The organism is Aquilutibacter rugosus (assembly GCF_036541335.1).
In the GTDB taxonomy this organism is placed as follows: domain Bacteria; phylum Pseudomonadota; class Gammaproteobacteria; order Xanthomonadales; family Xanthomonadaceae; genus Aquilutibacter; species Aquilutibacter rugosus.
In genome coordinates, this window is sequence record NZ_JAZHBO010000002.1 from 386,183 (window position 1) to 412,784 (window position 26,602).

A 26,602-nucleotide genomic window follows, 5' to 3' on the forward strand; every position below is an offset into this window, starting at 1 on the left:
CGATTCGACTCCATGACGAACACCGCCAAGATTCTGGATGGCAAACGCATTGCCGATGATTTGCTCGATGGCCTACGCACTCGCGTAGAAGCCCGTCTTGCAGCAGGGCAGGCGGCACCCGGACTGGCAGTGATTCTGGTCGGCGCCGATCCCGCTTCGGCCGTGTATGTGCGCAATAAGCGCCGCGCTGCCAAATACGTGGGTATCAGAGCAATAGATTACGATCTGCCGGCGAGTACCACCGATGAGGAACTCATCGAGCTGATTGACCGCCTCAATGCCGATCCGAGCGTGCACGGCATCCTGCTGCAGCTGCCGCTGCCGGGCAACCGAGACGGCACCCGCATCATTCATCGCATTGCGCCCGAGAAGGACGTCGACGGGTTCCATCCGGAGAACGTCGGCCACTTGGCACTGCGTCAGTTCGGCTTACGGCCATGCACGCCGCGTGGCATCACCACCTTGCTCGCCTATACCGACCGCCCGGTGCGCGGTGCCGACGCCACCATCATTGGCGTGTCGAACCATGTCGGTCGCCCGATGGCGCTCGAGTTGCTGATCGCCGGCTGCACCGTGACCAGCTGCCACAAATTCACCAAGCCAGAAACGCTGGAGGCTGCCGTGCGCAACGCCGACATTCTGGTCGTGGCCGTGGGCATTCCGGGGCTGATCCCCGGCGAGTGGGTCAAACCGGGCGCCGTCGTCATTGATGTCGGCATCAATCGCCTCGAAGATGGGCGACTGGTGGGCGATATCGGCTTTGCGGAGGCGGCCAAGCGGGCCTCCTGGATTACCCCGGTGCCGGGTGGGGTAGGCCCCATGACGGTGGCGACGCTTATGCAAAACACGCTCGAAGCGGCCGACGCGCTTGATATGGTAAAATAAACCGCTTCAAATTCTCAGGTGACCTTATGTTGCGCATCCGGGCTGAAGCACTAACCTACGACGACGTTTCTCTTATTCCGGCTCACTCGACCATCTTGCCCAAAGATGTGCAGCTCGGAACCCGCCTGACCCGTAATTTGCGCCTAGGTTTGCCGATTGTGTCGGCTGCCATGGATACCGTGTCCGAAGCGCGCCTGGCCGTTGCCATGGCCCAACTCGGCGGTATTTCCATCATCCACAAGAACATGACCGTCGCCGAGCAGGCTGCGCAAATCCGCTACGTCAAGAAGTTCGAAGCGGGCGTCATCAAAGAACCCTTCACGGTCTCGCCCGACACCACCATCGGTGATGTGCTGGCTCTGACACGAGCTCGCAATATCAGCGGCGTGCCGGTGGTCGATGGCGGTCAGCTGGTCGGTATCGTCACCTCGCGCGACATGCGCTTCGAAAAGAAACTCGATGATCCGGTCCGCCATATCATGACCAAAAAGGAGCGGCTGATCACCGTCCGCGAAGGCGCCCCCGACGCCGAAGTGCTGGATCTGCTACATCGCCACCGCATTGAAAAGGTACTAGTGGTTAACGATGCCTTTGAACTGCGCGGCCTGATCACCGTTAAGGACATCCAGAAAAAGCGGGACAACCCGAACGCCGCCTACGACCGCCACGAGTCGCTGATCGTAGGTGCGGCCGTCGGTGTCGGTGGTGAGACCGAAGAGCGCGTCGCTGCCCTGGCCGAAGCCGGTGTTGATGTGCTGGTGGTGGATACCGCGCACGGTCACTCGCAAGGCGTGATCGAACGCGTGGCCTGGGTCAAGAAGAACTTCCCGCAAGTCGAGGTGATCGGCGGCAACATCGTTACCGGGGATGCGGCGTTGGCTCTGATGGATGCGGGTGCCGATGCGGTCAAGGTCGGCGTGGGTCCGGGCTCGATCTGCACAACCCGCATCGTCGCCGGTGTGGGTGTGCCGCAGATTACGGCCATTGACATGGTCGCTTCAGCGCTGCAGGATCGCATCCCCCTGATTGCCGATGGCGGTATCCGCTACTCGGGCGATATCGGCAAGGCGCTGGTCGCCGGTGCCTCGACCGTCATGATCGGCGGTCTGTTCGCCGGTACTGAAGAAGCCCCGGGCGAAGTCGAACTGTTCCAGGGCCGCTCGTACAAGGCCTATCGCGGCATGGGTTCGCTGGGTGCCATGGAGCAGGGCTCCAAGGATCGCTACTTCCAGGATGCCTCCGATGCCGACAAGCTAGTGCCCGAAGGCATCGAAGGTCGCGTTCCGTACCGCGGTCCGTTGGGCGCTATCGTGCATCAGCTGGCCGGCGGTTTGCGTGCCACGATGGGTTACGTCGGCTGCGCTACCATCGAAGAAATGCGCACCAAGCCCGAGTTCGTCACCGTCACCAATGCCGGTTCGACTGAAAGCCACGTGCACGATGTACAAATCACCAAGGAACCGCCGAACTACCGTTCGCGCTAATTCCCTGTCACCGAGGAGCGACCCGCAATGGCGCTCCTCGTTTTTCATTAGACCCTTAAGTTGTCTTTGCCATGACTGATATCCACAGCGACAAGATTCTGATCCTCGATTTCGGCGCGCAGTACACGCAGCTGATTGCCCGACGTATTCGCGAGATTGGCGTGTACTGCGAGATCTGGGCCTGGGATCATAATCCCGATGACATCGCGGCCTATGGCGCGCGTGGCATTATCCTGTCCGGCGGTCCCGAATCGACCACCGTCGACGGCGCACCACGTGCTCCGCAGCAGGTCTTTGATTCCGGTCTGCCGATTCTCGGTATCTGTTACGGCATGCAAACCATGGCGGCGCAATTGGGTGGTGCTACCGAGGCCGCCGATCAGCGCGAGTTCGGTCATGCGCAGGTGTCATTGATCGCCGAGGACCGTCTGTTCGATGGGCTCAAAGATCATCCTGGTTCCCCCCCGAAACTCGACGTCTGGATGAGCCACGGCGATCACGTCTCCGTTGCGCCGCCGGGCTTTACCATCACTGCCAAGACGGATCGGATCCCCGTTGCAGCCTTCGCCGATGATGCAAGGGGCTGGTATGGCGTGCAGTTCCACCCCGAGGTGACGCACACCAAGCAAGGCGAAAATCTGCTACGCCGTTTTGTGACGGAAATCTGCGGCTGCGCCACCAACTGGACGCCCGCTAAAATCATCGAAGACCAGATCGAACGCGTCCGTGCTCAAGTCGGCGATGACGAAGTCATTCTGGGTCTGTCCGGCGGCGTCGATTCATCAGTGGTTGCTGCGCTTCTGCACAAGGCCATCGGCGAACAGCTGACCTGCGTATTTGTGGATACCGGTCTGCTGCGCTGGCGCGAAGGCGATCAGGTCATGGACATGTTCTCGCGCAACCTCGGTGTCAGAGTGGTTCGCGTCAATGCCGCCGATCGCTATTTCGAAGCACTCAAAGGTGTCGACGATCCCGAGGCCAAGCGCAAGATCATCGGCAATCTGTTTGTTGAAATCTTTGACGAAGAGTCGGCCAAACTCTCTAACGCTAAGTGGCTGGCGCAGGGTACGATCTATCCCGACGTCATTGAATCGGCGGGTAGTGCAACCGGAAAGGCGCACGTCATCAAATCGCACCACAATGTCGGCGGCTTGCCGGAAGACATGAAGCTGGGCCTGGTGGAGCCATTGCGCGAGTTGTTCAAGGACGAGGTGCGTCGCTTGGGCGTCGAGCTCGGTCTGCCGCGCGAAATGGTCTATCGCCATCCGTTCCCGGGTCCGGGTCTGGGCGTTCGCATTCTCGGCGAAGTCAAACCGGAATTTGCGCGCATCCTGCAGATGGCTGATCAGATCTTTATTGATGAGCTGCGCAAATCCGGCTGGTACGACAAGACCTCGCAGGCGTTTGCGGTGTTCCTGCCCGTCAAGTCCGTTGGTGTCGTCGGTGATGCGCGCGCGTACGAGTGGGTGATTGCCCTGCGTGCTGTCGAGACGATCGACTTCATGACGGCCCAGTGGGCGCACCTGCCGTACGAATTGCTTGGCACCGTCTCCAATCGGATCATCAATGAGCTGCGCGGCGTCTCGCGGGTCGTATACGACATCAGCGGCAAGCCGCCCGCCACAATTGAGTGGGAGTGAAATCAGGTCCTTCGGGGACTATCGTTACCTATCAAAAAACTGTCGTAACGTGTTGATTTAGAAAGAAATGCGTCACGGCAGCTATCGGTGGCTATCGCCGACCAGCAAAACGGATTGGCGGTAGAGGTGACGGTAGAAACCGGAGGCCGGATTAAGACCCTCCCGTTTACTATCCAGACCAAACCGGTCTTTGACGGTAAATCACTCCTCAGGAAAGCTTGTTTCATGCGGCTTTCCGAGCATCAGCAGGTCTCCTGACCCCTGACCGTAAAAGCCGTCATGAACAGGAGGAAAAACCTCGATGCTTACCGACACCGCACTACGCAATCTCAAGCCTAAGTCCAAAATTTACAAGGCTTCCGACCGCGACGGCATGTACGTAGCGGTATCAACCACCGGTACCGTCACCTTCCGCTACGATTACCGTCTCAACGGCCGGCGCGAGACGCTGACCATTGGACGGTATGGGCCGTCCGGCATTTCGCTCGCGATGGCCCGCGAAAAGCTGCTGGATGCCAAGAAGGCCGTTGCCCAGGGCAAGTCCCCGGCGCATGAGAAGCAGCGCGAGAAGCGCCGCCTGACCGCCGCCAAGAACTTCGGCGACATGACCGCCCAGTGGATGGCCGGTGCCCGGATGGCCGACAGCACGCGAGCGATGCGCAAGAGCATCGTCGATCGGGACATCCTGCCGGCCTTCCAGAACCGCCTGCTTAACGAAATCACCGCCGACGACTTGCGCGCCTTGTGCGGCAAGGTGAAAGGGCGGGGAGCCCCGGCCACCGCGGTGCACATTCGCGACATCGTGAAGCAGGTCTATGCCTTCGCCATCCTGCATGGGGAGAAGGTGGACAACCCGGCGGCCGACGTGGGCGCGGCGTCGATCGCGACCTTCGTGCCCAAGGACCGTGCCTTGTCGCCCTTGGAGATCCGTCTGATGTCGCGGCAGATGGAGTCGGTGGCCACCTATCCGACCATTCGGCTGGCGTTGCGAATGATCCTGCTGACGCTGGTACGCAAGAGCGAGCTGATCGAGGCCACCTGGGACGAGGTCGATTTCGAGAACGCGACCTGGACCATCCCGAAGCAGCGGATGAAGGGGCGCAACCCACATGTGGTCTACCTGTCGCGTCAGGCGCTGGACATCCTGGTGGCACTGCACACTTGCGCGGCCGGCGCGAAGTTTGTGCTGCCATCGCGCTACGACTCAGACCATTGCATGTCTCACGCGACTCTCAATCGGGTCACTCAGATCGTGGCGCAGCGGGCCAAGGCAGCAGGCCTGCCGCTGGAGCCGTTCACCGTCCACGATCTGCGCCGCACGGGTTCGACGTTGCTCAATGAGATCGGGTTCAACCGAGACTGGATCGAGAAGTGCCTTGCGCACGAAGAAGGGCGTTCCTCGCGCTCGATCTACAACAAGGCAGAGTACGCCGAGCAGCGGCGCCACATGCTGCAGGAGTGGGCCAACATGGTCGATGCCTGGATCGACGGGCAGACCTACGTGCCGAAGCTGATGCCGGAGAACGTGGTCGTGCCGGTGTTGAGTGCGATGGCCTGAGGCAGGGCCAAGGTTGTCACTTGACAACCTTGGCAATCATTCCCATACTGGAGACTGTTGATGGCTCGGTCCTCTCATCCGAAGAAAGAAGTCGAGGAAGCACTCAGGCACGCCGAAGAGCAGGGCTGGCACGTGGAAGTCGGTGGTAGCCACGCCTGGGGGCGGATTTATTGTCCATACAACGATGCGGAGTGTCGCTGCGGCGAGTTCTGTATCACCAGCGTGTGGAGTACGCCGAAGAACCCTGGCAACCATGCGCGCGCCTTGCGGCGAGTCGTAGACAACTGCACGACGCACCGCAAGCAGCAGGAGGCAGCCGACGATGCCGAGGAATAGCACGATGGAATACACCTTCACCCTGAAATACCAACTCGCCGACGATGACCGTGACCCGGATGCGCTGGTCGAGCGCCTGGGCGATGCCGGGTGCGACGATGCCCTGGTCGGCATCGGGCAGCCGGGGCGGCTCGCGCTGGAGTTCACCCGCGAGGCGGACAGTGCGGACGCGGCTGTGCGCAGCGCGTTGGCCGACGTGCGGAGCGCCGTGCCAGCGGCCAGGCTGATCGAGGTCGCACCGGATCTGGTTGGGCTGACCGACGTGGCCGACATCGTGGGCGTGTCGCGGCAGAACATGCGCAAGCTGATGCTGGCCCATCCGGGCACCTTCCCAGCGCCAGTGCATGAAGGCAGCGCATCGATCTGGCACTTGGCGGATGTGCTGACCTGGCTGCAGGCAAAGGGTAGCTACTCGCTGGCCATGGACGTTTTGGAGGTGGCGTGCGTTGCCTTGCAGGTCAACGTGGCCAAGGAGGGGCGGCGGTTATCGCGCTCAGCTTCCAGGGAGCTGGAATCTCTCGTTGGATGAGGGCTGTGAATTGATCTTTTCCTGCTCGTCGAATAGGTACGATGATGCCATTAGTTTTCTAGAGAGGCGATGAATGACTGAGGGAGTGCAAAAAAAGAAAGTATCACCATCGGAGTTCATGCGCCAACTGCGTCCTGCGCTCTACTCAGATACGACTGATCGCACGACCTACCTGCTTGACGCAACGACGCTTGAGTACAGCCTCGACACCATTACCGCACGCAACCAGACTCACGACTTTGAGCTCTTTTGCCGCAAGCTGTGTGAGCGCACGATTTGCCCAAACCTTAAACCTGCCACCGGACCCGAAGGGGGTGGGGACAGCAAGGCTGATACCGAAACCATTCCTGTTGCGGACGAGATCGCAACTCTTACGTATGTGGGCGAACCGAATTCCGGTAAGGAACGTTGGGCGTTCGCCTTCAGCGCTAAGAAGACGTGGGCAGAGAAAGCTCGCAACGACGTGGCAGGCATTGCGGAGACGCAGCGTGGCTATCAGAAGGTCTATTGCGTTACCGCACAGTTCGCCCGTGCGAAGGACCGCGCTCGGGTCGAGGACGAACTCACCAAGAAATATGGCCTGACCGTCACCATTCTTGATCGGAGCTGGATCGTTGAGCAGGTCGTTGGTGGTGATCGCAGGGACCTCGCTTTTAACTACCTCGGTGTTGGACAAGAGATTGCCGACGCGCGCCGACTGGGGCCGACGGACTATTCTCGCTCCCGGCAACTCGAAGATGTCGAGAAGTTGATCGGCAACCCGGAGGCATTTTCCGGAATGGAAATGCAGCGCGTGACGGAGGCTTTGGTTGCGGCCAAGCTTTCGCGCAATTTGGAGCGTCCACGAACAGAAACGGATGGGCGGTTTGCACGCGCAATTCGATTGGCCGAACGAGATGGTACTTCCCGTCAGACGCTTGAAGCGCACTACGAATGGATCTGGACCGCCTTCTGGTGGTTTGACGATGTCGCGCACTTGAACGCCAGCTATGACGCTTTCGAGAAGCTCGTGATCGACACGGATCACGCCAAGAACCTTGAGCTTCTGTGTAACTTGGCTCAACTGCTGTTCAACTCGGTCATTCATCAGCATTTGACTTCCGATGAGGCCAAGCTGGAGGAGCGCATCGCTCGACTGAGCGACAGATTAAAGGCGATGGTGGCGGACCATGATCGTCCAAACAATTCTTTGGAGGCGCGAACCTCACTACTTGTTATCGAAGTCAATCGGGCGGCGCTCAAGAAAGATCCTCAACGACTCAGCTCACTTTGGCCGCAGTTTTCTGAGGTGATCGAGCAAGCAAATGGTCTGGGCGAGTTTGCTGCCGAGCGCTTGACTAAAATGATTGAGGTGTTTGGCAACGTCGCGGGAAAGGATCAGGGCTATACCCGCCTTGTCGACGACGTTGCGGCGTTCGTGTCGGAGCGCACTGGCGAAGCTCAGGGAGCACTCGTACTCCTCAGGCGCGCTCAGCAGCTCGATTTCGAAGACAACTTCGAAATGATCAGGTTGCTGGGCAAGGCCGCGCGGCAGCTCACCAAGAAAGAGTATGCCGACGCGCTGATCGAGACTATGCAACTTCTCACGCTGGCTTATCGCAGTGCCGGACTGCTATGGGCCGCGCGAGCAAGCTGCATTTTTGCAATGGCTTCGATATTCATCGAGGCTGAAGAGAATAGCGATCTTCCGGCCTCAATCGTGCCAACTGTCATGATGCTTGCTTGGATCGCTGTCGAACTGCGGCATTTGCCAGATTGTCTTGAAGCCGTTCGACTGGTTCGAGGCTGTGCGGCAGGGCTTCCGCTCGACGACGCCTCCAATGAGCGTGTCGCGAAGCGCCTTATGGAGTTCGATCTCATTCTTGGTAGCCAGTTGCTGAATTTCACATCAGCAGAGCTTGAGCAAGTTGTTCAACTACCCGACGTTCTTGATCGGCTTGGCTTGCACCAGAGTCGAAATTCGCTGCTCTACGCGCTCGGCTATGAGGCAGTGCTCCGCGATGAGGGTTCTATACCGAAGGAGGAAACGCCAGAGAGTATTGCAGAGTTCTTCACATTGCTCGCTAGTCAACCAGTATCCGACAACTTGCATGGGCCAGTCGTCTTCAACGAGTCAGATTCGCACTCTTATGTGTCGAGAGTGCAGGGCATGCGGATTGTGGTTCACTACCAGATGTCGGAGACTTCGATCCTTGTGGCCGAGTCGGTCGTTGGAGTCATTGAGGCGCTTTTTGCGACAGCTCCTGAGATTGGCGCTGCAGCGCACACTGAAAACTTCCGTATCTCGATTCAAGAGGGTGCTGACGTGCTCGCACCTGACTTCGTGGTTGACGAGGAAGGAATGGCCGCGATTGTTAATTGGCCTGTTGGCTTGGCGCCGGCTACATATGGACGACAAGATGAGGTTCAGAGGGCATTGATTGGTTTGGCTGCGACGATCTTCGCAGCCACCTGCTTCGTGAAGGATTTGCAGCAGACCGTCGAACGCTTCTTTACGAACGAAGCTGTACTCGATCGGGTGTCGATGATTGTTGTAGCCGGGAACAGCCGCCAGCGCATCTTTAAGAAGGCTGTATCAAAGCTCGGTGATTGGGCACAGTTGGCGACGACGTCATTCCCGTTGGTGCAATCGCGCCCGTGTATCCGTCGCCGCGCGCTGGGTGCTGCTGTAGAGAATGACGATGCTGCGGCAATCGATACGAGCAGCCCCTCTTGGCCGAAAAATCACCGCGACCTTGGTGTCCGATCAGTCATCGATTTGCATCTTTGGAATCGCGCAGGGTGGACTGGCGCGGCATTTGCCGACTGGGGGGCGGCTTATCCGCCCGCGATCGCCCTGATGTTTACGGATGAGGATGCTGCTAGGAAGATCTTTCAGCGCTGGCGCGAACGTTTTGGGGAGATCGACAAGGATGGAGATATCTACATTGCGATCGTTCGTGGCATCTCTGCTGAGAATCCCGCTCACTATCGCGTACTCATCACCTCGCGGCTACCCTCCGAGGATAAACGTTCTGGCAACGGGTCATTAATGGTGGCGTCTCGAATTCAAACAATGCACGCGGAATCCGATGCCAACCTTGTGCGCTTTCTCGACGCGTATGGGCGATCGCAAGCTTACTTGCTTGTGCCTGCGATATTGCGGAGCGGGAGTTCACCGCAGTTCCTGCTGGAGCTTGCCATCCTGAAGCGGAAATTGAGCGTAAAGAATGCGTCAGAGGTGGGGGAGCATGAGATAGAAATGATGGCGCTTGAACCCGAGTAGTGCCGTGATCGCTACGGTGATTGAAACGTAGTGCCAAGCTGCATGTTTAGATGGTGGCATCTGGTTCAGTTGTGAACCTGTGAATGGGGCGTGTCTTGCGCTGTCTGACATCCGGCCCCTTGGTGACGTTTGTGGAGTTGGATCGCGAGGCTTGCTTGCGCATCTCGATCCAGGCTTCCACTTCAGCCAGATCCCATACGACGCACCTTGGTGTCAGGTTGAAGCGGCGCGGGAACTCACCGCGTCGCTCCATTTCGTAAATCGTTGTTTCAGCCAAAGGGACAATCTGACGCAGTTCGTGGCGGCGGATGGTGCGCCGGAAAGGAAGCGGACTGCGCTTGGGGAACTGTGGCAGCGCCTCATAGGCTTCCGTCCCAGGCAAGGGGAGAGATTGGCCAAGGGCGGCGTCGAGAACATTGGATGCCTGCGATAGGGTTTTCACCTCGAACTCCATGAATACGCTGTATGGAGACATGGTGAATTTCAGTACCTATCGGCACAACCTGTTGTGGCGTAGGTGGGCATAGAACGTTTACGCCTTCGTGCTCATCCGGTTACACAGTTACACATCGTGTCCCGTCCAGCGCGCTTCGCCTCGCCCAATACGGCGGATGCTGACACTCGTTCCGTCCGGCAGCGGCTCGACTTCAAGCAGGCTCGGTGCTTCGGCCTGAAGCTTCTGTCTGATCGTCGTGAGCTGCACAAAGTCAGGCGTTGCAACAGACACTTGACCACTTTGCGGATCAATCTCCACTCGCATGGGGAATGCGGAGCGCGAGGGCCATTGCATCGTCCACTCTTGCGATGCCCATTTTCCATCTACGCTTGAAAGAACGTCGCGCCGGAACTGCTGCCAGATTGACTTTGTTTCGAGCGTAGGCCAATTGGGGACATCATCGAAAGCTTCCACTGCCGCTGAACGCAGCCAGGTCTTCATCTCTGCGCGAGTGGTGAAGTCAGGCGCCATTTGCTCAACTACCGCCTTGGCCGCGACGCGAGAGGGCAAGCCCGCTCGGACAAGCATAGCCATCGCATTGGATGGAAGCCCAGCTTCCAGGCATGCGGCGGCGGCACCTTCAACAAGCATCTCTGATTCGCCACCATTGATGCGTCGATTCATTCGGACGGCTTCTATCGCCCATACCAGGCGATAGACGAAGGCATCGTCCACCACGCGCATTCCCTCTTGGCCGATGACAGCCACGTCCTCACCTCGAATCCAGGCGCTGAGAAGATCTTTCCAGTTTGCAGGCAGTGGATCATCTGGAACAAAGGGCCGGATCGCAAGAAGCTTGTCTCCCATTCCACTGAGTGCGGCAGTCAAGACTTCCACATTGCCAAGGAGGGCGGCAGCATCGCCAAGGTCAAGAAGCTCCGTCAGTTCTGTAGCTATTGCATCGATGGCGAGCCCAGATTCCAGGCCCACACCCATCGCAAACTGTCCCTTGCGCTGCTCGATCGTTGTCTTGTTCCAGATGAGCTGTGCTCTACTGACGAGAATCCAGAGCTGCTTTTGCTTTTCGAGGACATCAAGTCGAGCAATTTGCCTTGACCAAAGTGAGCCAACAAGGGCCTCATCAAGCAGCCGTGGAAGATCCGCGCTCTCTGCATCAAGCGCTTCGATCAGGCCGAGGACAGTTGCGTCCAACCGCTCGATAAGGCTTTCTATCGAGTCCGACTCTTGATCGCTCTCTACTGCGTCGGGGAACCAAGCACCCTGTGTGCTTGACAGGTAGTCCATGGCATCCTCCCGCGCAAATACTCCCGAAGTAGAGAGACGCCTGATCACCTCGTTGACGACGACGATGATGCCACTCGAAAGCGAGCGGGCCTTGGCCGACGTGACCAGCTCTCGCCACCTCTGATGACGCCAGTCTTCCGGTTGATGCATCACGTGGATCACCAGTCCTTCAAGATCCACAAACGCGCGGCCGGCGCGTCCTGCGACGTTGGCAAACTCTTCTCCCGTGATCAGCGTGCCCGCCCTGTACAGGTTGGGGATCAGGAGCACCGCAGCATTGAGGTTCAAGCCTTGGGCCAACGTCGGTGAGGCCACAGTAACGCGCAGAACGCCTGCGGCAAGCAGTGCCTCTACTTCACGCAAGAAGGGGCCTGGGAGGCGCCCATGATGAATGGCGACGCCGATGGCCAGGCAACGGACTGCTGGGTGCTCGGCTCCCAGCCATTCCCGACCCACGGCCATAGCACGCTCGACTTCCTGGGGATTGGCAAGCAGTGACGGAAGAAAGCCTCGTCGTTGCAACTCCAGAGCGGTTTCTGCAAATCCCTCAACATGATCACGTTGGGTGCAAAAGACGAGCGCTCGTTTTCCTTGCTCGGAGAATTTCCACGCTGCCGCCAGCGTCAACTCTTTGTTGTCTCTGGGGAACGGCGTCCGACGGGGGCGAATAGGAGGAACTTCCGGCACAAAATGGCGAATGAATGGCCCATCGTGCTCAAGGTCGAAGCTCAGACGTGCGGAATTGCCAATCCAGGACAACGTGCCAAATCGCTGGCGCGTAGGTCGCCAATCTGACTGAATCGGGTCGCCTGGAGCATCACTGCGAATCCATGCAGTCAGGTCATCGAGTTGATCCCCTGCCGGCAGGATCGCTGAAAGACAAACGATTCGTCGGTCGTCATGGTCAGGGCGCCGCAGCAATCGCTGCACCAGATTCTCATAGCGGATCTCGCGCTCGCTCGGGCCGATCAGATGCCCTTCGTCGAGGACGATCAATCCAACGTCGTCAATGATGTTAGGATCATTTCGCAGCGCAAAGTCCAGTTTTTCTGGCGTGGCGATAACGATGCTCTGTTCCCGAAGAGCGTCCTCATCTGTTCCAGCTACGCCGCTGCTTCCATAAAGCGATGAGACAGAGAACCCAAGAGGCGTGAATGTCTTGCGAAATGAACGCTCGGTTTGGGCCGACAGTGCACGCAGTGGCGTCACGATCAAGACCCGATGTCCACAAGCCAGTGCCATCAATGCCGCGATCTCTGCTATTCGAGTCTTGCCCGCACTAGTAGGAAGCGCGACCACCAAGTCGTCGGATACGTCGGCAGCTCGTTGCGCTGCCAGCAACTGAGAAGGCCACAGTTCCACCTCTGATGAGCGCCGACTATACAACTCGGAAACAAACAGCTTCCTGAGCTGGGCATAGTCTCCTGAACCGGGCGGGCCTTGGATGGGCAAGACCTTGTGTAGGCTGCTTGACCAAAGGTCATCGATGAGGTTTGCGGTGATCCGGAGAATCCACCAAAGTGAAACTGCACTGGCTGCCTTCGTCAGCGAAGTTGCTCGCCTTAGCAGGTTGCGCGCTTCCACAACGAGGGAGTCATGGCCGGTTTGCAGGCCAAACTCGAAGAACACCAGCGCCCTGAACATTGTTGATGTCGCCACGCGGGAGACTACGTCGTCGGGGTCAAGTTCCCCTTCTGCCGCTGCTCGGCTGATGGCTTCATCGCCGTTGACGGGGTCGTGTAGCCACGCCCTTGCACGCTGTCCAAGTCCTTTCAGATCGCGCACGATCAGCAGTGCAAGTGCATCCTCGGCTGGCGAGCGGTTCTGGTCAGCTTGCGCTTGTGTCAGAAGAGAGAACGCCAGTGCGGAGTAGTTTGCCAAGTGATAGGCAGCAGCCCCGACCGTTCGATAGAAGCCTCGGAATGTTTCTTCCTGCGGGCCGTTCTGGACCAGTGCCTCGAAAGCACCACCCGCATGCACGAAGCCACGCCGCCAAGTCTCCTGATCCCCCCCAAGCTCCCGCAATGCCAGTGATGCTCGCAGTACGGAAAAGCCATAGTCAGCGAGGTCCGCGTCGATTCCTTCACTGAAAGCGGGGGCATCCGGTGGCAAATGTCCGTCATGACGAATCAGCGCTCGCGCCTGACCACGGGCCTGCAGGCGACCTCGATATCCGTCTTGGGTGGTTTCGCGCAGGAAGCCGGTTAGTTCTTCAATCGTTTCCAAGTGCCAGCGCCCTTTCGTAGCAGGCCCGGATAAAGGCCTGGTGATCCTCTATGCGCAGGTGTGCAGATAAGTGAGGGCGGTTTCCGCCCGCCGCTGCCAGATCATCAAGCTGCGCCTGAGGGGTCGCGTTGCCTGACATGGTGAACAGCATGTGGCTGGTCCTCGCGGGGGGCGCTGCTCTGCTGGCGACTTCGTTGCGAATCTTCCGGCCGACGTCCCAGCGCTCACCGCCGCCTTCCATAAGGCGATCCGCGACGAACAGCAAAGATGTGGCAGTGGGGCGACCGTCATCCCGAGATAGCGCCTCGCGGGCCTCTGAGATGGTGGCTTTGGCAAGGTTGGCGCGACTTTTCGACTCGCCTTTCAGAAAATGCAGATTGGCTTGGTCATCGAGCCTCAGTCCAACGAAGTCATCGCCACGCAGCGCCATTTCCCGACCGTCCTTGTAACGCAACCGACGGACCGGAACTTTGAAATCAAGGTGTTCTTCGACCAACTCGGTTGCGAGTATTTCGCCGAGTTCTCCCGAACGCGCTCGGACTGAGCGTGGCATGCGCTCGGACAAAATAGCAGCTGCACCTGGATACCCCAGCTCGCGCACGTCATCGGCTATTTGGACCAGGTTGTCGTAGTGAGATCGGATGCGGGTGGTGAGAATCGCTTCAATAGCGGCTCTTCCCCCTTCACGCTCGGCTAATCGCCATAGCTGCTTGCCGGCGTCTTCCTCGACTTCTTTGTCGCACCAAGGTTGATACAGCACGTCCCCTCCCTAATTTACTTGCTACGTTTTGCTACATTGTGCCGGAGACTTCCTGTTCATACACCCAGGACAAGACGGACTTCGATTCCGCACCCGTGCTCAAGCTGTTTACGCCCGACGCCGGCGCGACCTGGTTGCTCAGTGCGATCGACCGGGAGGAGCATGACCACGCCTTTGGCTTGTGCGACCAGGGCTTGGGTTTTCCCGAGCTGGGCTGGGTCAGCCTGCAGGAGTTGTCCACGGTACGTGGTCGGCTGAGGTTGCCGATTGAGCGTGATCGGGCCGAGAAGCGGCTGAACGCCCATGTGCGCGATGCGCGGCACGCCGGCCGGATCGTCGCTTGAGCTTGAACGGGGTGTCGAGAGAGGCCCCGTTCCTTGTGCAGCGCGTTACGGCGCCGAATCAGCTTTCTTCAATGAACCTTCAACGAGGCCAGTCGTCGCTGCGCACGTTTTCGAAGAAGTCGGGGCCGACCTCGATGCGCAGCGAAGCGTGGCGCTGCAGGATCTTCCGTGCCACTTCGGGTGAGGCGTAGTCCGTGAAATCGAGGATGTAGCTGTAGATCATCTCGCCGCTGTGGCCATCCTGCGGTTCGGCGTCCACATCAACGAGGTTGCCCACTTCGTGCGGGTCCAGGCCCAACAGATCGGCATAGGCCTGGGACATGCTGCGCACGGGCGGCCCGTCTTCGTGGTCGTCGCCGCCCCAGTCCATATCGAGATCTGCGTTGGTCACTTGGCAGTCCACCGACCCAAAGCAGTGGCGGCCCAAACGCTGCACGCTCAGGGTGCCTTCCACATTGACGATGTGGCCCGCGTAGGGGCGCTCGGTGTCGATGCCAAGGCCAACGTGTCCGTCGAGGTCGATATCCAGCGCACCGCCGACCGGGACTTTCTCGAACTCGACCTCGAAATCGAAATAGACCTCATCGACGCCATCGTAGTTGGCGTTCGCCATTTCGCTGTTCACGTCGTCATCCTCGATGACCACCTGGTCAACGTGCTGGCGCAGGTAGTCCTCGAAGGCGGCATAAGAGGCATGGATGCGCGTGTGGGGCGCTCGTTCCCGGAAGGCTGTTTCGATCAGTTCATGCAAGCGATTCGGGGGCGGGGCTGCCCCCAGTTCACTGGCGCGTTGATCGAGCAGGTCTTCGTCCAGCACGACGTGGGAAACGTCGGTCAGGCTCGCGGGTTCTTGCGTGGTGGCTTGCGCCACCTGGTAGGCGGCAAACGTCTTGTAGCCCAATGCGGCGGCGATGAGTTGCTGCGCATGTCCAAGCGGCACAGGCACGGCAGCAGCGGCACTGTTCTTGCGAAGGGAATGGGCGAGGTCGGAAATGCCGGGGGACATACGATTCTCCTGTTTTAGCGGGGACCAATCGAGCGCTTACTTGGTCCACGCCCAGGCGACATCGCATGGTGGGTGGCACAAAAAGGGAGAAATCAGGAAAACCGGTCTTGATTGAGCCGCTCGAAGCTCAGGCGGACGAGGCCTTGGCGACATTATCCGCAAAATCAGCCCAAGCACAAACCCCATCCGGGGTCAGATCGTCGCAGGGGCGTCCCCGGCCAAGGGATGGCCGGTCGCGCTGTCGTGCTGCGCATCGAGCCCCACTGCGCGGGTCTCGCCCCCGGTGGGCTTCCATCGTTCCCTCGCTGCGCTCGGCTGACGCCTCCGGCCCCGCTTTGTGATCGGGGCCTGCGCGCTCCGCTTGCCCGGTCAAGTCTGTTGGGCGGGGAGGGCGGTCTTGCTGTTCCCTTCACCGTATCACGGCGTTCTCGCTGTCAAGGGCTGCGCGCCTTCGGCGCTTGCGGCCGTGGCCGTCTTCGACTCTGTGACGGCTTGCGCTGCGCCGTGCTGCGGCCGGTTCCAGGCAATTCCGCCTGAGCAACCGGAGCACGATCATGTCGCAACTTTCTCTGTCTCTCGATTCTTCGCTGCTGGTGCGTGACGCGCAGGGGCGTTACCTGCTGGCGTCGGCGGACCAGATCCTGGCGGCGGCACGCCAGGTCATCGATCTGAAGAACCCACGCGGGACGCTGTTCACTTCGCCGGCGCTGGTCAAGGACTACCTGCGCACCAAGCTGGCCAGCTTCGAGCACGAGGTCTTCGCGGCGCTGTTCCTCGACAGCCAGCATCGGCTGATTGAGTACGTGGAACTGTTCCGCGGCACCATCGATCAGGCATCGGTGTATCCGCGCGAGGTCGTGAAGGAGGCCCTGCGGCTCAACGCAGCAGCGGTGGTCTTTTCGCACAACCATCCGAGCGGGAGTCCCGAGCCTAGCCAGGCCGACAGGGTTCTGACCCAGCGCCTCAAGGAGGCCCTGGCGCTGGTGGACGTGCGCACGTTGGATCACATCGTCGTCGGCGGCGCGGTCACCACATCGTTCGCCGAATGTGGCCTGCTTTGACCCAGGGGGCTTCGGCCCCCTTTTTTGCTGCGCCCGGCGGCGCAACTCCGGCCCTCGCGGGCCTGCACGTGCTGCGCACTTGCCGAAGGCAGGTCTGCGTGGGTGGTGGGCTGGGGCGGTCTTGCTGTTCCCTTCATCGTGCCACGGCGTTCTCGCCGTCAAGGGCTGCGCGTGCAAGCACGCTGGCGGCCTTCGGCCGTCTTCGACCCCTGACCGCTTGCGCTGCGCCGTGACCCGGAGGTGACGGGCAATTCCGCCCGGCAATCTTTAGGAGTTCACTATGAACAACGCACTCATCACCGACGAGCAACGCGCAGTGCTGCTGGCCAATGGCCGCGAATCTTTGGATAACCCGGACTTCGATCCGGCCCCTGTGGTCAAGCTGTTCACGCCGGATGCCGGTGCGACCTGGCTGCTGACCGAGATTGATTCCGACGACCACGATCACGCTTTCGGTCTTTGTGACCTGGGCCTGGGGATGCCGGAAATCGGCTGGGTCAGCCTGGGCGAGTTGGCGACCGTGCGCGGTGGGCTGGGCCTGCCGATCGAGCGCGACCTGTCGTTTCGCGCCGGGAAGCGGTTGAGCGCCTATGCGCGCGATGCGCGGCTGGCCGGGCGGATCGTCGCCTGACCCGGCCCTTGGAGCGCCGCGAGGCGCTCCTTGCGCTTTCTCAACCATCACAGGAGATCAATGCCATGAGCAGCCATCACGACTACATCATCGAAATCACGGGACAGCACGATGCGCTCAAGCCGTTCGCACCGGAGAACGGCCAGCCCTTGCGCTTCAGGATCGGCGACGGAGTGATCTACACGAACGATGCCGGCCGTTCTCGCCAGCTGATTCCGCCGTGATGCAAGGGCTGAAGTTTTCGCCCTTGTTCGGTATCATGTATGTCGATTGACGATGGTGTTGCCAGAGTCGTCGCCCCGCAAATCGCTCCATCTCCCGCGCCAGCAATAGATGCTCGCTTCTGACGGTAAAGGCGACGGTAAGGCCTCATGTTGATCACTGCCATTCCCTTTAACCACGCGGGTTTAGGTGGCCTGTTGATGATGGAGTGGGAATGATGTAATGGGTCATATATGAGTTATTGACTGCTTCGAGCAGCAGCATGAACTCATATATGATTGATTAAGGACTAATTAACAAAAGCCAACAAGATTCCATATATGATCCTTACTACACCTTCTTTGGTTGTAAGGATTCGTATATGAGCGACAATGTCTCTCCGCAAATCAAGCGCGAGTTGGCCGTACTGGGGCAACGGCTCGCCGACTTGCGTCTCGCCTTGAACCGCACCCAGGCAGAGACAGCACGGCAGGCCGGTATCGGTGTCAGCAGCTTGCGGCGTCTGGAGTCGGGTGAGAACGCCTCGCTCGATACGTTCCTTCGCGTTTTGACGGCACTTGAGCTGTCCTCGGGCTTGAGCTCCTGGATCCCTGATGCCGCCGTCCGACCGGTTGATCGAGTGAAACTGTCCGGGCAGCAGCGCCAGCGTGCCTCCGGCAGTCGAATTGCCGACTCCCGTCACGGGGCCGCCTCAGCCTGGGCTTGGGGCGATGAGTCCGCGTCCGCGGAGCCTTCGGAATGACCGATGCCACCGTCCGCCTTTGGGGACGCGATGTGGCTGCTGTCAGTTGGCTGGCCGATCGGGGCGTTGCGGCGTTTCAGTACATGCCGGCGTTCGTTGAGAGTGGTGTGCGGTTAGCCCCGCTGACGATGCCATTGTCGTCTGCCGTCCGGCAGTTCCCCGAGCTTCCCCGTGCATCTTTTTATGGCTTGCCGGGTCTTCTGGCCGACTCCTTGCCGGATCGCTTTGGTAGCGCATTGATTGATGCGTGGCTGGCTGCGCAAGGGCGAGATAGCACTTCGTTCAATCCTGTTGAGCGTCTGTGCTACATCGGTACGCGTGGCATGGGGGCGTTAGAGTTTGCGCCTGCAATTTTACGCGGCGGCACCGCAACACAGCCGGTCGAGTTGGATGCATTGCGCCAGCTCGCTGCCGACGTGCTCAATGATCGCCGCGCGTTGGTTGGCGAACTGCGCGGCGGCGATGATCGCGTGGCCTTGCGGCAGATTCTGCGAGTAGGTACATCGGCCGGTGGGGCAAGGGCCAAGGCGGTACTGGCCTGGAACGAACACACCGGGCAGTTTCGCTCCGGTCAGAGTGAATCCGACGAGGGCTTTACGCAGTGGATTCTTAAATTCGACGGCATCGCCAATAACCGCGACAAGGAACTGGCGGATCCGCAGGGATTCGGACGCGTCGAATATGCGTGTCACTTGCTAGCACTCGCAGCGGGGGTGGACATGACGCCATCAAGACTGCATGAGGAGGGTGGGCGCGCGCACTTCATGACGCGCCGCTTTGATCGCGATATGCAGGGTCGAAAGCTCCATATGCAATCGCTGGCAGCTATGCGTCACTTCGACTTCAATGCCGCCGGTGCCTATTCCTACGAGCAGGCAGTGGAAACTGTACTCCGTCTGCAACTTCCTGCGCACGATAGGGAGCAACTGGTCCGACGCGCATTCCTCAATGTGTTATTGCGCAATCAGGACGATCATGTCAAAAATATCGCGTTCCTGATGAATCGGGCAGGCGAGTGGCGTCTCGCTCCGGCGTTTGATGTGACCTATGCGTATAACCCGCAGGGGCTGTGGACCGGACGACACCAGATGACCTTGGCCGGCAAGCGTGATGACTTTACGGTCAGTGATCTGCTGCAGTTCGCTGCTGTTGCAGGCATCAGGCGAGCAGCGGCGTCGCGACTTCTCCGCGAGTTGCATGCGGCGGTACGTCGCTGGCCGGAGTTTGCAGAGCAGGCCGGTGTCAACGGCGAGACCATGCGCACCATTCACGGCGCGCTCCGTCTGGACCTGGCGCCGCCTTCGGCAACAGTACAATAAGCGGCATGACCATCGAGAACCCCGATCTGCATTTCATGCGCATGGCCTTGGATCTGGCCGTGCACGCTCGTGACACCCACGGTGAGATTCCGGTTGGTGCGCTGGTGGTGAATGCACAGGGTGAGGTGATCGGTCGCGGCTTTAACCGCAACATCATGGACCGCGATCCGTCCGCCCATGCGGAAATGGTCGCATTGCGTGAGGCCGGCGCTGCAGCAGATAACCACCGACTGTTAGGTTGCACTGTCTATGTGACGCTGGAGCCCTGCACGATGTGTGCCATGGCGATGATCCACGCGCGAGTCGGACGAGTTGTTTATGGCGCGGCGGATCCAAAGACGGGAGCGGCCGGCAGTGTCTTTAATGTGCTGACCGATGAGCGCCACAACCACAAGCTGCTGGTGACCGGCGGAGTGCTCGCCGAGGCCTGCGGAACGCTGTTAACCGACTTTTTTCGCGGGCGGCGCAGCCGACGAGTCTGATGCCGGGCGGCGGTGCGTTTCAATCTCGTAATCAATTTCGCTGTTGAACGTCATCATGGCGATGCGCACTTCGCGCCACATGTAGATGCAGCCCAGCAGCATCAGCGATACACCTAAGATGCTGAATCCAATAGGCAGGAAATTAAGTCGCTCATGGCCGAGTATGTTAAACGCCAGGGCCAGACTGCAGCCCACGTAACTGGCCATTGACGCATAGAGCATAGAAACTGCCTGCAGTATGAGCTTGGAACGCTGACGATGGCGCAGAATTTGAACTGCTTTGTAGGTTTGCTCCTCGCGCGCGTGATCGTACTCGCGCAGCAGAACGCGCAGACGATCGACAACACGGGCCAGACGCGCGTTGGCGGATGTCAGCAGACCGGCCGTGCCCGTCATCAACAGGGCGGGTGCCAGCATGGCGCCCAGCACGCTAGTAGGGTCCAGCTTGGGCAGTGGAAGGGCAATGGCGGCCAGAATTTCGGACATGCGACTACTGTAACAAACCCGCTACACTGAGGCATTCGTTTAGTAACGCCGGAACTGTGTTTTGCCCATGATTGCCGATCGCGACAACCTGATTTGGATTGACCTGGAGATGACCGGCCTCGATCCGGACACCGATACGATTCTTGAAATCGCCACGCTGGTCACCGATTCGCAGTTAAACATTCTGGCGCAAGGTCCCGAGTTTGCGATCGCGCAGCCGTTGGACCGCCTCGAAGCCATGGACGACTGGAATCGTAACCAGCATCGCGGATCGGGTCTATGGCAGCGGAGTCTGGAGCAGGGCGTGAGCCTTCAGCATGCAGAGGCGGCCACGGTCGAATTTCTGCAGCAGTGGGTGCCGGCCGGGGCATCGCCAATCTGCGGCAATTCAATCTGTCAGGATCGGCGTTTTCTGGTGCGGCACATGCCCGCGTTGAACTCGTATTTCCACTACCGCCAGATTGATGTCAGCAGCCTTAAGGAGCTGGCACGTCGTTGGGCCCCGAATCTGCTCGAAGGCGTGGTCAAGCGCAACGCGCATACCGCAATGTCGGATATCGCGGACTCGGTCAACGAGCTGCGACATTATCGGCAGTTCCTCGGGGCCTTCGCCGGTAACTAGTCGGCCTTACTTGGCGGCAGGCGGTTCCGGATAATCGCCGTCGCCGTCGTGTGCAACCGATCGCGTCACTTTCAGCAGATCGCGGCCATCGGCATCGTGATGATAGACATGCAGATCGCGCGTCGGATACGGAATATGCAGGCCGTTGGTCATCAGCGTCTCGCGCACGGCGCGGTTCAAATCGCTACGTGCATGCAGCAGGTCCGAGTTGGCAACCCATGCACGCAGTTCCAGATCGACGCTGCTTTCGCTTAGCGCGGTGACGAGCACTTCGGGGGCCGGGTCCTTGAGCACGCGTGCGTCGGCTGCAGCCAGCTCGAGCAGGACGCGGCGGGCGTCGTCGAGATTGTCCTCGTAGCCGACACCGACTTTGATCTCCAGGCGACGCTCGGCCTGACGACTCATGTTGATGATCGCTTGCGAAGTCACCATCGAATTGGGCATGACCACATCGCGGTTGTCGAGCGTGCGCAGATTGGTCGTAAAAATACGCACCTGCGTGACTTTGCCTTCCTGCCCGCCGATTTGCACGAGATCGCCGACGTGGAACGGTTTCTGCACAATCAGCAGAACACCTGAGGCAATGTTCGCCAGCGAGTCTTTGAGCGCCAGGCCGATGGCCAGACCGGCGGCACCCAGCATGGCCAGCAGCGATGCCGGCGGGACGCCCAGCTGCTGCAGCACGGCCACGCCAACCAGCACCATGCAGAACGCATAGGCAAAGTTCTTTAGGAACAGGCGGGAGATCGTCTCGATGTGTGAGCGTGCCAGCACACGATCCAGGCCTTGGATCAGGCGGCGAACGAGCCAAACACCAATCAGTGCAATAGCAACCGCACCGAAGACGCGCAACCCCAGGGTTTCCAGGGCGGCGCGCCAATCGATGCGTTGGGCGTTATCGAGCGTATCGGAAATCAGAAACATTCCGATATTTTACTTGTTTACGCCTTGGCTGCCTTGACCTTAGCCAAACGCAGCCACGTATCCACCACGGTGTCGGGATTGAGCGACACGGATTCGATACCTTGTTCCATCAGCCACTCGGCCAGATCCGGGTGGTCCGAAGGACCTTGACCGCAGATGCCGACATACTTGCCCTTGGCGCGCGCGGCTTGAATGGCCATGGACAGCATCTTCTTGACGGCTGGATCGCGTTCGTCGAACAGATGCGCCACGATACCGGAGTCGCGGTCCAGACCCAGCGTCAGCTGCGTCAGGTCGTTGGAGCCGATCGAGAAGCCATCGAAGATGTCGAGGAATTCGTCGGCGAGCAGGGCGTTCGAGGGCACTTCGCACATCATGATGACCTTGAGGCCGTTCTCGCCCTTGACCAGACCGTTGGAGGCCAGCACTTCGAGTACTTTGCGGCCTTCGTCGAGCGTGCGCACAAACGGGATCATGATCCAGCAGTTGGTCAGGCCCATTTCTTCGCGGACCTTGCGCACTGCACGGCATTCAAGCGCAAAGCAGTCAGTGAACGAAGGATCGACGTAACGCGAAGCGCCGCGGAAACCGATCATCGGGTTTTCTTCGTGCGGCTCGTATGCGGCGCCGCCGATCAGGTTGGCGTATTCGTTCGACTTGAAGTCGGACAGACGCACGATCACCGGATTCGGCGCAGCCGATGCCGTAATGGTGGCAATGCCTTCGGCCAGACGATCAACGTAGAAATCAACCGGCGAGCTGTAGCCGGCCATGCGCTCTTCGATGCGTTGGCGAATCTCAGCGGGCTGCTTGTCAAATTCAAGCAAGGCCTTGGGATGCACGCCGATGTGCGAGGCGATGATCATCTCCAGGCGGGCCAACCCGATACCGGCATTCGGCAGCATGGCGAAGTCGAAGGCGCGCTCCGGGTTGGCCACGTTCATCATGACCTTGAGCGGCGCTTCAGGCATGGATTCAAGGTCGGCGACGTGACGGTCGTAGCCCAGCTGGCCGTCGTAAATGAAGCCGGTATCACCCTCGGCGCAGGAGACGGTGACGGGTTGGCCGTCGACGATGGTGTCCAGCGCGTTGCCGGTGCCGACTACAGCCGGAACGCCGAGTTCGCGCGCAATGATGGCGGCGTGGCAGGTACGGCCACCGCGGTTGGTGACGATGGCAGCCGAACGCTTCATCACCGGCTCCCAGTCGGGGTCGGTCATGTCGGCAACCAGCACATCGCCGGGCTGCACACGGCTCATGTCGCTAAGTGAGCGCACCACGCGAGCCACGCCGGTACCGATGCGCTGACCGATAGCACGGCCTTCGGCAATGACTTCACCGCGTTCGGTGAGAGCAAAGCGTTCGATCTGCGTAGCCTTGCCGCGCGATTTCACTGTTTCAGGGCGGGCCTGCACGATAAACAGCTTGCCGCTGACACCATCTTTGGCCCACTCGATATCCATCGGACGGCCGTAATGCTTTTCGATCGTCAGTGCCTGACGGGCCAGTTCCTGCACGTCCTCATCGCTGATGGAGAAGGTGTTGCGCAGTTCCATCGGCGTGTCTTCGATGCGCACGCGCTCACCCGGCTGATCCGAGTAGACCATGCGCAGTTGCTTGGCACCGATTGAACGGCGCAGGATGGCCTTTTTGCCTTGCTCCAGCGTGGGCTTGTAGACGTAGAACTCGTCGGGGTTCACAGCGCCTTGCACGACCATTTCACCCAGGCCGTACGACGAAGTGATAAACACGACGTCGCGGAAGCCGGATTCGGTATCAAGCGTAAACAGCACGCCGGATGCGCCCACATTGGAGCGCACCATCAGCTGCACACCGGCGCTCAGGAAAACGTCTTCGTGCTTAAAGCCGTGGTGCACGCGATATGCAATGGCGCGGTCGTTATACAGCGAGGCAAACACTTCCTTGACTTTGTGCACGACATCGTCGGCGCCGGTCACGTTGAGGAAGGTTTCCTGCTGGCCTGCGAACGAAGCATCCGGCAGATCTTCGGCGGTGGCCGAGGAGCGCACAGCGACCGCAACGTCACCGCCGCCGTTCTCTTCGCACAGTTGCTCATAGGCGGTGCGGATATCGGCATCCAGCTGGGGTTGCAGCGGCGCATCAATCACCCACTGGCGGATTTCCTGACCGGCACGGGTGAGGGCGGGGACATCTTCGACATCGAGCGTGGCGAGCTTGTCGAAAATCCGCTGATGCAGCGTGTTATGGGCGATGAAGTCCTTGAAGGCATCGGCCGTCGTTGCGAAACCACCGGGGACCGAGACGCCCAGACCGGACAGATTGCCGATCATTTCGCCGAGGGAGGAGTTCTTGCCCCCCACGCTGGCGAGGTCATCGAGACGAAGGGCGTGCAACCACAGAATATTCTGGCTCAAGCGGGAACTCCAAGGCTTGTGATAGGTTGGAAAGGCTACGCATACGAATGCGGGCTGGCCATATTGTCGCCGCCTGGCCCCTCGGATTCAAGCAAATTAGCCCTAATCTACCCATTAACGATCCAATTTCTCATTTCCATGCCCGATACTCGATCTGTTTTCTACGTCTCCGATGGCACCGGTATTACTACCGAAACGCTGGGCCATACGCTGTTGTCGCTGTTTCCGGGCAGCAAGTTCGTCTCGGAGCGCATGCCGTTTGTGGACACACCGGAAAAGGCGGAAGAGGCAATCGCGGAAATCATGGCGAAGTCCGCTGCATACGGAACGCGGCCGATCGTGATCAATACCTGTATGGATCCGCAGATCGGGCAGATCCTTGCTCGATCCGGCGGAATGATGCTGGACGTGCTCGAGCCTTTTATCGCCCCACTTGAAGCGGAGTTGGCGGCGTCCGCGCAACGCAATATCGGCAAGGCGCATGGCATCGTCGATTTCGACCGCTATCATCGGCGCATCAACGCGATGAACTTTGCGTTGGCCTATGACGACGGTCAGCAGATCAATTACGACGAGGCCGATGTCATCCTGGTCGCGGTGTCGCGTGCCGGCAAGACGCCGACCTGCGTGTACCTTGCGCTGCACTACGGCATCCGCGCCGCGAATTACCCGCTAACGCCCGAGGATCTGGAGCACGATCGGCTGCCGGAGCGCCTTCGCAAATATCGGAACAAACTGTTTGCGCTGACCATTGATCCGATGCGTCTGTCGCAGATTCGCCAGCAGCGTCGTCCCAACTCAAAGTATGCCGATCTGAGTAACTGTCGTTCCGAGGTGTCCGCGGCCGAGGCGCTGTTCCGTTCCGAGCGCCTCCCGACCTTGTCCACCACCAACAAGTCCATTGAAGAACTGGCGTCGAACATACTTTCGACGCTGGATATTCAGCGGGAGATGTACTGATGGGGGGGAAGTGGATCGTGGATCGCGAGACCCGACTGGTTCTGGGTCGGGCCAGCGGTCGTCATATTCGCTTGCCGCGCTTGAGTCGGCTGTCCTATCTGATGGGTTTGTATGCGGAGAATTTCCGCAAGTTGAATTCATGGCTGCCCGTGCGGACCATGGCTCCGGGTGTGCATCATCTTGAGGTCGAAGGCAGCCCCGCCGTTCGCGTCGAAGTCATCGAACAGCATCGGTTCACTACGGAGCTGCGTCTGTCTTACGACATGACCGATACGGTGACGGGAGAATACGATCCGTCGGCACATGTGCGGGTCTATCACGACACGCACCAGACGGAAGTGACGCACTGTTACGTCGGTCGCAACTGGCAGGACGCGATTGGGATGTCGCCGCCACGCGACATGCTTTATGCGCATCGGCTACAGATGAATGTCTTCTTCGGTAAGTGGCTCGATTACCTGCATCAGCAGGGATACTGATCAAACCACGTCGCCACATGCCGTGTGGCGATGTCCCCACGGGGATTGGATGCGGTGCACTCCATGCACCGCACGCTCGCAAGGCTCGCGCAACCTGCGGTTGTCCCGCAGGGCCATCCTTGGCCCTGCGTCGAACCCCTGGGGGTTCATCATCCCGTGTGGAACGCACATAGCAAAAGAGCCACTCTTGCGAGTGGCTCTTTGCTTTATAGTGGCGTCCCCACGGGGATTCGAACCCCGGTCGTCGCCGTGAAAGGGCGGTGTCCTAGGCCTCTAGACGATGGGGACGCAGTAAACAAAATCAAAAACTTTGTCGGCCTAAAACAAATTTTATTTCTAGTCCTGGTGGAGCCAGGCGGGATCGAACCGCCGACCTCTTGCATGCCATGCAAGCGCTCTCCCAGCTGAGCTATGGCCCCGTAGGACTGGAAAGACGACTATCTTAATTTGGAATTTCACTTCCGTCAAGCCCATCGTGAAAAAATTTTGCAATGTTTTTCTGAT

Annotated in this window: 23 protein-coding genes and 2 tRNA genes; 16 read left to right on the top strand and 9 right to left on the bottom strand. The window is 59.5% G+C overall.

The features are described from left to right. Positions 1–12 precede the first annotated feature (12 nt). From folD to V3390_RS07100, 6 genes are all read left to right on the top strand, one after another. Entirely contained in the window at positions 13–885 is an 873-nt protein-coding gene (gene folD, locus V3390_RS07070; protein WP_331703928.1) for a bifunctional methylenetetrahydrofolate dehydrogenase/methenyltetrahydrofolate cyclohydrolase FolD, read from the top strand. Positions 886–911: 26 nt separating this feature from the next. Next, a complete protein-coding gene (guaB, locus tag V3390_RS07075) occupies positions 912–2,369 on the top strand; it encodes an IMP dehydrogenase (protein WP_331703929.1) in 1,458 nt (485 codons plus the stop codon). A 71-nt stretch (positions 2,370–2,440) separates the two neighbouring features. After that, the gene (gene guaA / locus V3390_RS07080; RefSeq protein ID WP_331688630.1) at positions 2,441–4,009 is read left to right on the top strand and encodes a glutamine-hydrolyzing GMP synthase; all 1,569 of its coding nucleotides are present in this window, start codon (positions 2,441–2,443) and stop codon (positions 4,007–4,009) included. Between the two features lie 301 nt (positions 4,010–4,310). Continuing rightward, positions 4,311–5,567 (top strand): tyrosine-type recombinase/integrase, encoded by a 1,257-nt coding sequence (locus V3390_RS07085; RefSeq protein ID WP_331703930.1) that lies wholly within the window; start codon positions 4,311–4,313, stop codon positions 5,565–5,567. A 340-nt stretch (positions 5,568–5,907) separates the two neighbouring features. Then, a complete protein-coding gene (locus tag V3390_RS07095; protein ID WP_331703932.1) occupies positions 5,908–6,432 on the top strand; it encodes a helix-turn-helix transcriptional regulator in 525 nt (174 codons plus the stop codon). A 73-nt stretch (positions 6,433–6,505) separates the two neighbouring features. Next, the gene (locus tag V3390_RS07100; RefSeq protein WP_331703933.1) at positions 6,506–9,697 is read left to right on the top strand and encodes a tetratricopeptide repeat protein; all 3,192 of its coding nucleotides are present in this window, start codon (positions 6,506–6,508) and stop codon (positions 9,695–9,697) included. Between the two features lie 46 nt (positions 9,698–9,743). On the opposite strand, the gene V3390_RS07105 is transcribed toward V3390_RS07100, so the two are convergent. The 3 genes from V3390_RS07105 to V3390_RS07115 all read right to left on the bottom strand — a co-directional run bounded on the left by V3390_RS07105 (position 9,744) and on the right by V3390_RS07115 (position 14,424). Then, positions 9,744–10,172, bottom strand: a complete 429-nt coding sequence (locus V3390_RS07105; RefSeq protein ID WP_331703934.1) for a helix-turn-helix transcriptional regulator — start codon at positions 10,170–10,172, stop codon at positions 9,744–9,746. An 87-nt stretch (positions 10,173–10,259) separates the two neighbouring features. Continuing rightward, positions 10,260–13,664 (bottom strand): DEAD/DEAH box helicase, encoded by a 3,405-nt coding sequence (locus V3390_RS07110; RefSeq protein ID WP_331703935.1) that lies wholly within the window; start codon positions 13,662–13,664, stop codon positions 10,260–10,262. Continuing rightward, the gene (locus V3390_RS07115) at positions 13,651–14,424 is read right to left on the bottom strand and encodes a Hachiman antiphage defense system protein HamA (RefSeq protein WP_331703936.1); all 774 of its coding nucleotides are present in this window, start codon (positions 14,422–14,424) and stop codon (positions 13,651–13,653) included. Before V3390_RS07115 ends, V3390_RS07110 begins: the two co-directional genes overlap by 14 nt. Positions 14,425–14,462: 38 nt before the next feature. Between V3390_RS07115 and V3390_RS07120 the strand changes: the two genes are divergently transcribed. After that, positions 14,463–14,768 (top strand): DUF2958 domain-containing protein, encoded by a 306-nt coding sequence (locus V3390_RS07120; protein ID WP_425493027.1) that lies wholly within the window; start codon positions 14,463–14,465, stop codon positions 14,766–14,768. 79 nt (positions 14,769–14,847) lie between these two features. On the opposite strand, the gene V3390_RS07125 is transcribed toward V3390_RS07120, so the two are convergent. Continuing rightward, positions 14,848–15,774, bottom strand: coding sequence for a hypothetical protein (locus tag V3390_RS07125; protein ID WP_331703937.1), 927 nt, complete (start codon positions 15,772–15,774; stop codon positions 14,848–14,850). A 554-nt stretch (positions 15,775–16,328) separates the two neighbouring features. Between V3390_RS07125 and radC the strand changes: the two genes are divergently transcribed. The 6 genes from radC to tadA all read left to right on the top strand — a co-directional run bounded on the left by radC (position 16,329) and on the right by tadA (position 20,231). After that, positions 16,329–16,835 carry a RadC family protein gene (gene radC / locus V3390_RS07130; RefSeq protein ID WP_331703938.1) on the top strand — a complete coding sequence of 169 codons (507 nt, stop codon included), beginning with the start codon at positions 16,329–16,331 and terminating at the stop codon, positions 16,833–16,835. Positions 16,836–17,115: 280 nt separating this feature from the next. Beyond that, complete coding sequence (locus V3390_RS07135) at positions 17,116–17,466, top strand: DUF2958 domain-containing protein (RefSeq protein WP_331703939.1); 351 nt, start codon at positions 17,116–17,118, stop codon at positions 17,464–17,466. A 65-nt stretch (positions 17,467–17,531) separates the two neighbouring features. Then, the gene (locus V3390_RS07140; RefSeq protein ID WP_331704358.1) at positions 17,532–17,690 is read left to right on the top strand and encodes a hypothetical protein; all 159 of its coding nucleotides are present in this window, start codon (positions 17,532–17,534) and stop codon (positions 17,688–17,690) included. A 359-nt stretch (positions 17,691–18,049) separates the two neighbouring features. After that, the gene (locus tag V3390_RS07145; RefSeq protein ID WP_331703940.1) at positions 18,050–18,430 is read left to right on the top strand and encodes a helix-turn-helix domain-containing protein; all 381 of its coding nucleotides are present in this window, start codon (positions 18,050–18,052) and stop codon (positions 18,428–18,430) included. Then, positions 18,427–19,749 (top strand): type II toxin-antitoxin system HipA family toxin, encoded by a 1,323-nt coding sequence (locus V3390_RS07150; RefSeq protein WP_331703941.1) that lies wholly within the window; start codon positions 18,427–18,429, stop codon positions 19,747–19,749. The genes V3390_RS07145 and V3390_RS07150 overlap by 4 nt, the downstream gene beginning before the upstream one ends. Positions 19,750–19,754: 5 nt before the next feature. Continuing rightward, positions 19,755–20,231, top strand: a complete 477-nt coding sequence (gene tadA, locus V3390_RS07155) for a tRNA adenosine(34) deaminase TadA (RefSeq protein ID WP_331703942.1) — start codon at positions 19,755–19,757, stop codon at positions 20,229–20,231. Here tadA and V3390_RS07160 read toward each other — a convergent pair. After that, a complete protein-coding gene (locus tag V3390_RS07160; protein WP_331688634.1) occupies positions 20,190–20,717 on the bottom strand; it encodes a DUF2721 domain-containing protein in 528 nt (175 codons plus the stop codon). The genes tadA and V3390_RS07160 overlap by 42 nt on opposite strands. Before the next feature lie 67 nt (positions 20,718–20,784). On the opposite strand from V3390_RS07160, the gene orn reads away from it, so the two are divergent. Further along, positions 20,785–21,339, top strand: a complete 555-nt coding sequence (gene orn, locus V3390_RS07165; RefSeq protein WP_331703943.1) for an oligoribonuclease — start codon at positions 20,785–20,787, stop codon at positions 21,337–21,339. A 6-nt stretch (positions 21,340–21,345) separates the two neighbouring features. Here orn and V3390_RS07170 read toward each other — a convergent pair whose 3' ends face one another. Both V3390_RS07170 and ppsA read right to left on the bottom strand, forming a co-directional pair. Further along, a complete protein-coding gene (locus tag V3390_RS07170) occupies positions 21,346–22,263 on the bottom strand; it encodes a mechanosensitive ion channel family protein (protein WP_331703944.1) in 918 nt (305 codons plus the stop codon). Between the two features lie 17 nt (positions 22,264–22,280). Then, positions 22,281–24,659, bottom strand: coding sequence for a phosphoenolpyruvate synthase (gene ppsA / locus V3390_RS07175; RefSeq protein WP_331703945.1), 2,379 nt, complete (start codon positions 24,657–24,659; stop codon positions 22,281–22,283). 138 nt (positions 24,660–24,797) lie between these two features. Here ppsA and ppsR point away from each other — a divergent pair, with 138 nt between their 5' ends. Together ppsR and V3390_RS07185 are read left to right on the top strand one after the other, a co-directional pair. Next, positions 24,798–25,619, top strand: coding sequence for a posphoenolpyruvate synthetase regulatory kinase/phosphorylase PpsR (gene ppsR / locus V3390_RS07180; protein WP_331688637.1), 822 nt, complete (start codon positions 24,798–24,800; stop codon positions 25,617–25,619). Further along, positions 25,619–26,098: a DUF1249 domain-containing protein gene (locus V3390_RS07185; protein ID WP_331703946.1), complete on the top strand. Its 480-nt coding sequence runs from the start codon at positions 25,619–25,621 to the stop codon at positions 26,096–26,098. Before ppsR ends, V3390_RS07185 begins: the two co-directional genes overlap by 1 nt. A gap of 212 nt (positions 26,099–26,310) precedes the next feature. Here the strand turns inward: V3390_RS07185 and V3390_RS07190 are convergent. Further along, positions 26,311–26,386, bottom strand: a tRNA-Glu gene (locus tag V3390_RS07190). Positions 26,387–26,441: 55 nt separating this feature from the next. Next, positions 26,442–26,517, bottom strand: a tRNA-Ala gene (locus tag V3390_RS07195). Positions 26,518–26,602 lie beyond the last annotated feature (85 nt).

Excerpts from the sequence above, each read along its gene's own strand:
- folD (WP_331703928.1), top strand. The coding sequence starts at position 13 with ATGACGAACACCGCCAAGATTCTGGATGGCAAACGCATTGCCGATGAT.
- guaB (WP_331703929.1), top strand. The coding sequence starts at position 912 with ATGTTGCGCATCCGGGCTGAAGCACTAACCTACGACGACGTTTCTCTT.
- guaA (WP_331688630.1), top strand. The coding sequence starts at position 2,441 with ATGACTGATATCCACAGCGACAAGATTCTGATCCTCGATTTCGGCGCG.
- V3390_RS07085 (WP_331703930.1), top strand. The coding sequence starts at position 4,311 with ATGCTTACCGACACCGCACTACGCAATCTCAAGCCTAAGTCCAAAATT.
- V3390_RS07095 (WP_331703932.1), top strand. The coding sequence starts at position 5,908 with ATGGAATACACCTTCACCCTGAAATACCAACTCGCCGACGATGACCGT.
- V3390_RS07100 (WP_331703933.1), top strand. The coding sequence starts at position 6,506 with ATGACTGAGGGAGTGCAAAAAAAGAAAGTATCACCATCGGAGTTCATG.
- V3390_RS07105 (WP_331703934.1), bottom strand. The coding sequence starts at position 10,172 with ATGTCTCCATACAGCGTATTCATGGAGTTCGAGGTGAAAACCCTATCG.
- V3390_RS07125 (WP_331703937.1), bottom strand. The coding sequence starts at position 15,774 with ATGTCCCCCGGCATTTCCGACCTCGCCCATTCCCTTCGCAAGAACAGT.
- radC (WP_331703938.1), top strand. The coding sequence starts at position 16,329 with ATGTCGCAACTTTCTCTGTCTCTCGATTCTTCGCTGCTGGTGCGTGAC.
- V3390_RS07135 (WP_331703939.1), top strand. The coding sequence starts at position 17,116 with ATGAACAACGCACTCATCACCGACGAGCAACGCGCAGTGCTGCTGGCC.
- V3390_RS07140 (WP_331704358.1), top strand. The coding sequence starts at position 17,532 with ATGAGCAGCCATCACGACTACATCATCGAAATCACGGGACAGCACGAT.
- V3390_RS07145 (WP_331703940.1), top strand. The coding sequence starts at position 18,050 with ATGAGCGACAATGTCTCTCCGCAAATCAAGCGCGAGTTGGCCGTACTG.
- V3390_RS07150 (WP_331703941.1), top strand. The coding sequence starts at position 18,427 with ATGACCGATGCCACCGTCCGCCTTTGGGGACGCGATGTGGCTGCTGTC.
- tadA (WP_331703942.1), top strand. The coding sequence starts at position 19,755 with ATGACCATCGAGAACCCCGATCTGCATTTCATGCGCATGGCCTTGGAT.
- V3390_RS07160 (WP_331688634.1), bottom strand. The coding sequence starts at position 20,717 with ATGTCCGAAATTCTGGCCGCCATTGCCCTTCCACTGCCCAAGCTGGAC.
- orn (WP_331703943.1), top strand. The coding sequence starts at position 20,785 with ATGATTGCCGATCGCGACAACCTGATTTGGATTGACCTGGAGATGACC.
- V3390_RS07170 (WP_331703944.1), bottom strand. The coding sequence starts at position 22,263 with ATGTTTCTGATTTCCGATACGCTCGATAACGCCCAACGCATCGATTGG.
- ppsR (WP_331688637.1), top strand. The coding sequence starts at position 24,798 with ATGCCCGATACTCGATCTGTTTTCTACGTCTCCGATGGCACCGGTATT.
- V3390_RS07185 (WP_331703946.1), top strand. The coding sequence starts at position 25,619 with ATGGGGGGGAAGTGGATCGTGGATCGCGAGACCCGACTGGTTCTGGGT.